1 pseudogene is annotated in these 3,851 nt (G+C 72.7%); it reads right to left on the reverse strand.

Going from position 1 to position 3,851, the window contains the following annotated elements:
* Positions 1 to 59: 59 nt before the first annotated feature.
* Positions 60 to 3,743 (reverse strand): annotated as a pseudogene (locus HPT28_RS27295) (SDR family NAD(P)-dependent oxidoreductase); the annotation flags it as partial.
* Positions 3,744 to 3,851: the final 108 nt, after the last annotated feature.

Raw genomic sequence — 3,851 nt, forward strand, 5'->3', positions numbered from 1 at the left:
CCGGCCCGCAGCCCGGCGTTGGCCAGCGCGGTGGCGATGACGCGTTGTTGGGAGGGGCCGTTGGGGGCGGTGAGTCCGTTGCTGGCGCCGTCCTGGTTGGTGGCGGTGGCGCGGATGGTGGCGAGGACGGTGTGGTGGTTGCGGCGAGCGTCGGAGAGGCGTTCGAGGAGGAGGAGGCCTGCGCCTTCGGCCCAGCCGGTGCCGTCGGCGGCGGCGGCGAAGGGTTTGCAGCGGCCGTTGGGGGCGAGTCCGCGCTGGCGGCTGAATTCGATGAAGGTGCCGGGGCTGGCCATGATGGTGACGCCGCCGGCGAGGGCGAGGTCGCTTTCGCCGGAGCGTAGGGATTGTGCGGCGAGGTGGACGGCGACGAGGGAGGAGGAACAGGCGGTGTCCACGGTTACCGCCGGGCCCTCGAACCCGAACGTGTAGGACAACCGGCCGGAGGCGATGCTGCCGGTGTTGCCTGTGCCGAAGTACCCCCCCAACTCGTCCGGGAGGCTCGGCAGGCGCGATGCGTAGTCGTGGTACATGAGGCCGGTGAAGACGCCGGTGCGGGTTCCGCGTTGGGTGGTGGGGTCGAGTCCGGCGTTCTCCAGTGCTTCCCAGGCGGTTTCGAGGAGGATTCTTTGCTGGGGGTCCATGGCGAGGGCTTCGCGGGGGGAGATGCCGAAGAGGTCGGCGTCGAAGTGGCCCGCGGTGTGGAGGAAGCCGCCGTGCTGGGTGTAGGTGGTGCCGGGGTGGTCGGGGTCGGGGTGGTGGAGGGTGGCCAGGTCCCAGCCCCGGTTGGTGGGGAAGGGGGTGATCGCGTCGCGGCCCTGGGCGACCAGGTCCCACAACTCCTCCGGCGAGGTCACGTCACCGGGGTAGCGGCAGGCCATACCCACCACCACGATCGGATCGTCGGTGAGACGCGTGCCGTCGGGCCGAGCGGGCGTCGCGGACGTATCCGGGGCGGCGCCGAGCAACTGCTCGATCAGGTGGTCGACGAGGGCTTCCGGGTTGGGGCGGTCGAAGAGGAGCGTGGCCGGGAGGCGCAGCCCGGTCGCGTCGGCCAGCCGGTTGCGGAGCTGGACCGTGGTGAGTGAGTCGAAGCCCAGGTCCTTGAAGCCACGAGTGGGCTCCAGGGCCGTGGTTCCGGAGTGGCCGAGGACGGCGCTCACCTCGGCGGCCAGGAGTTCCTGGACGGTCTTCGTCCGTTCGGCGGGGGTGAGCCGGCCGAGCCGACCGGCCAGCGGGGCCGCGTTCCGCCGTCTGGGGGAGACACGCTCGGCGGGCGCACGGAACAGCTCCCGGAGAGGGGCGGGCAGATCACCGGCGGCGGCGCGTCGGCGCAGAGCCGAGGGCTCCAGCCGTACGGCCGCGGTGAACGGGTTGTCCGAGAGGGCGGTTGCGGCGTCGAAGAGTCGGAGACCGTGCTCGGGTTCGAGCGGAACCATGCCGCCGTCGGCGATGCGGGCCTTCTCCACGTCGGAGAGGTGGCCGCTCATGCCGGTGGGCTGGTCCCACAGGCCCCAGGCGATGGCGTGGGCGGGTTGGTTCTGTGCGGCGCGGTGCCGGGTGAGGGCCGTGAGGTGGGCGTTGGCGGCGGCGTAGTGGGCCTGACCGGGGTTGGGCAGGGCGGCGGTGATGGAGGAGAAGAGGATGAAGTGGGTCAGGGGGAGGTCTTGGGTCTGGTGGTGGAGGTTGAGCGCGGCGTCGACCTTGGGGTCGAGCACGCTGTGGAGTTGCTGGTCGGTGAGGTTGGCGGTGAGGGCGTCGTCGAGGTGACCCGCGCAGTGGACGACGGCGGTGAGGGGATGGCCCGGCTGGGTGGAGTGGGTGAGGGCGTGGACGCTGTGGGGGTCGGTGAGGTCGCAGGCTGTGATGGTGACGGCGGCACCGAGCGCGGTGAGTTCGGCGTGGAGTCGCTCGGCGGTGGGAGTGTGGGGGCCTTGCCGGTTGGTGAGGACGAGGTGGCGTATGCCGTGCCGCTCCACGAGGTGGCGGGCGATGAGCGAGCCGAGCCCACCGGTGCCGCCGGTGATCAGGACGGTGCCGTCCGCGTCCCAGGCCGGGCCGGTGGCGTCGGCTGCCGGGAGAAGCGACGTGAGGCGGGGTGCGGTGATCCGGCCGGCCTCAAGGGCGAGTCGGGGTTCGGCGGTGTTCAGCGCGGCGGGGAGCGCGGTGAGGGTTGCGGGATGGTCGTCCACGTCCAGGACGGCGAGGCGGCCGGGGTTCTCGGCCGCCGCGACCTGGATGAGCGCGTGGAGGGGTTCGCGCAGCAGGTCGGAGGTGGTGGAGTGGGTGAGGGCCACCAGGCGGGAGGCGTCCTGGGCGTGGTGGGTGAGCCACTCCCGGACGAGGTGGAGGGTGCCTTCGCAGGCGTGGTGGACGTCGGCCGCGTCGGGATCGGTGCCGGTGGGCAGGAAGGCGAACACGGCTTCGGGGGCGGACAGGCGTCCGGCGGTGACGGCCTCCCGTAGCGCGGCCAGGTGGGGGTAGGCCGGGCAGTCGGGGTAGGGGCGCCAGTCGGTTGGGCCGACCACCGCCCAACGGCCCGGCTCCGCACGTTCCCGGGAGGCCACCTCCACCCACTCCAGGGCGTACAACGGCTCCTGGCCGGTGTCCGCCGGGCGCAGCGTGAGCCGCTCGACGGAGACGACCGCGTCGCCGTGCTCGTCGGTGGCGTACAGGGAGACCCCGTCCCCGGTCCCGGCCGGGGTGATGCGGACGCGGAGCGACGAGGGGGAGTCGGCCCTCGCGTGCAGGCGTACACCAGTCCAGCTGAACGGCAGGCGCGGGCTCTCGGTGGTGTCGGCGGTGTCGGCGGTGGAGCCGAGGGCGAGGGCGTGGAGGGCGGCGTCGAGGAGCGCGGGGTGCAGGGCGAAGCCGCCCGGGCCGTTTGCCGTCTCCGACGGGGGGAGGGCGACCTCGGCGTGGACGACGTCGCCGTCACGCCATGCCGCCCGCAGGCCCTGGAAGGTGGGCCCGTAGGGCAGTCCGGCGGCGGCAAGGTCGTCGTAGAGCCCCTCGACGGGTACCGGGACGGCGTCGTCCGGCGGCCAGGTCTCGGCGGCGGGCGGTGCCGTCGTGTCGGGCCCGGCCGTGGTCGTCCCGTCGGCGTGGTGGGTCCATGTCGTGTCGGTGCCGACAGGACGGGAGTGAACGCCGATCCGGTGTTCGCCCGCCGACCCGGCTTCGCGCACGGTGACCTGGAGCTGTACCGCCTGCCCCGGCTGGAGGACGAGGGGCGCCTGCAGGGTGAGTTCGGACAGTCCGGTGACGCCGGTGCGCTCGGTGGCGTGGAGGGCGAGTTCGAGGAGCGCCGTGCCGGGGACGACGACGGTCGAGCCCACCCGGTGGTCGGCCAGCCAGGGGTGGGTGTCGAGACTCAGCCGGCCCGTGAGCACGAACCCTTCGGCGTCGGCGAGTTCCACCGAGGCGCCGAGGAGCGGGTGGTCGGCGGAGCCGAGCCCGAACCCGGTCGCGTCAGCGTGTGCTGGTGCGGAGGGCAGCCAGTAGGTCTCCCGCTGGAACGGGTAGGTGGGCAGCTCGGGCCGGTCGCCTCGGGGCGCGGGGAGGACCCGGTCCCAGCGGATGTCGGCGCCGCTCTCGTGGAGGGTGGCGAGGGTGGTGAGGTAGGTGTGTGTTTGGGGGTGTTTGGGGTTTTGGGTGGGGAGGTGGGTGTGGTGGGGGTTGTTGAGGGTGTTGGCGGTGAGGGTGGTGAGGGTGGTGTCGGGTCCGAGTTCGAGGGTGGTGGTGATGTTGTGTTGGGTGAGGGTGTTGAGGTGGTCGGTGAAGCGGACGGTGTTGCGGACGTGGTGGGCCCAGTGTTGGGGGTTGGTGAGGTGTTCGGTGGGGGTGGTGAGGGG

It is taken from the genome of Streptomyces sp. JJ38, from assembly GCF_019303475.1.
Classification (GTDB): domain Bacteria; phylum Actinomycetota; class Actinomycetes; order Streptomycetales; family Streptomycetaceae; genus Streptomyces.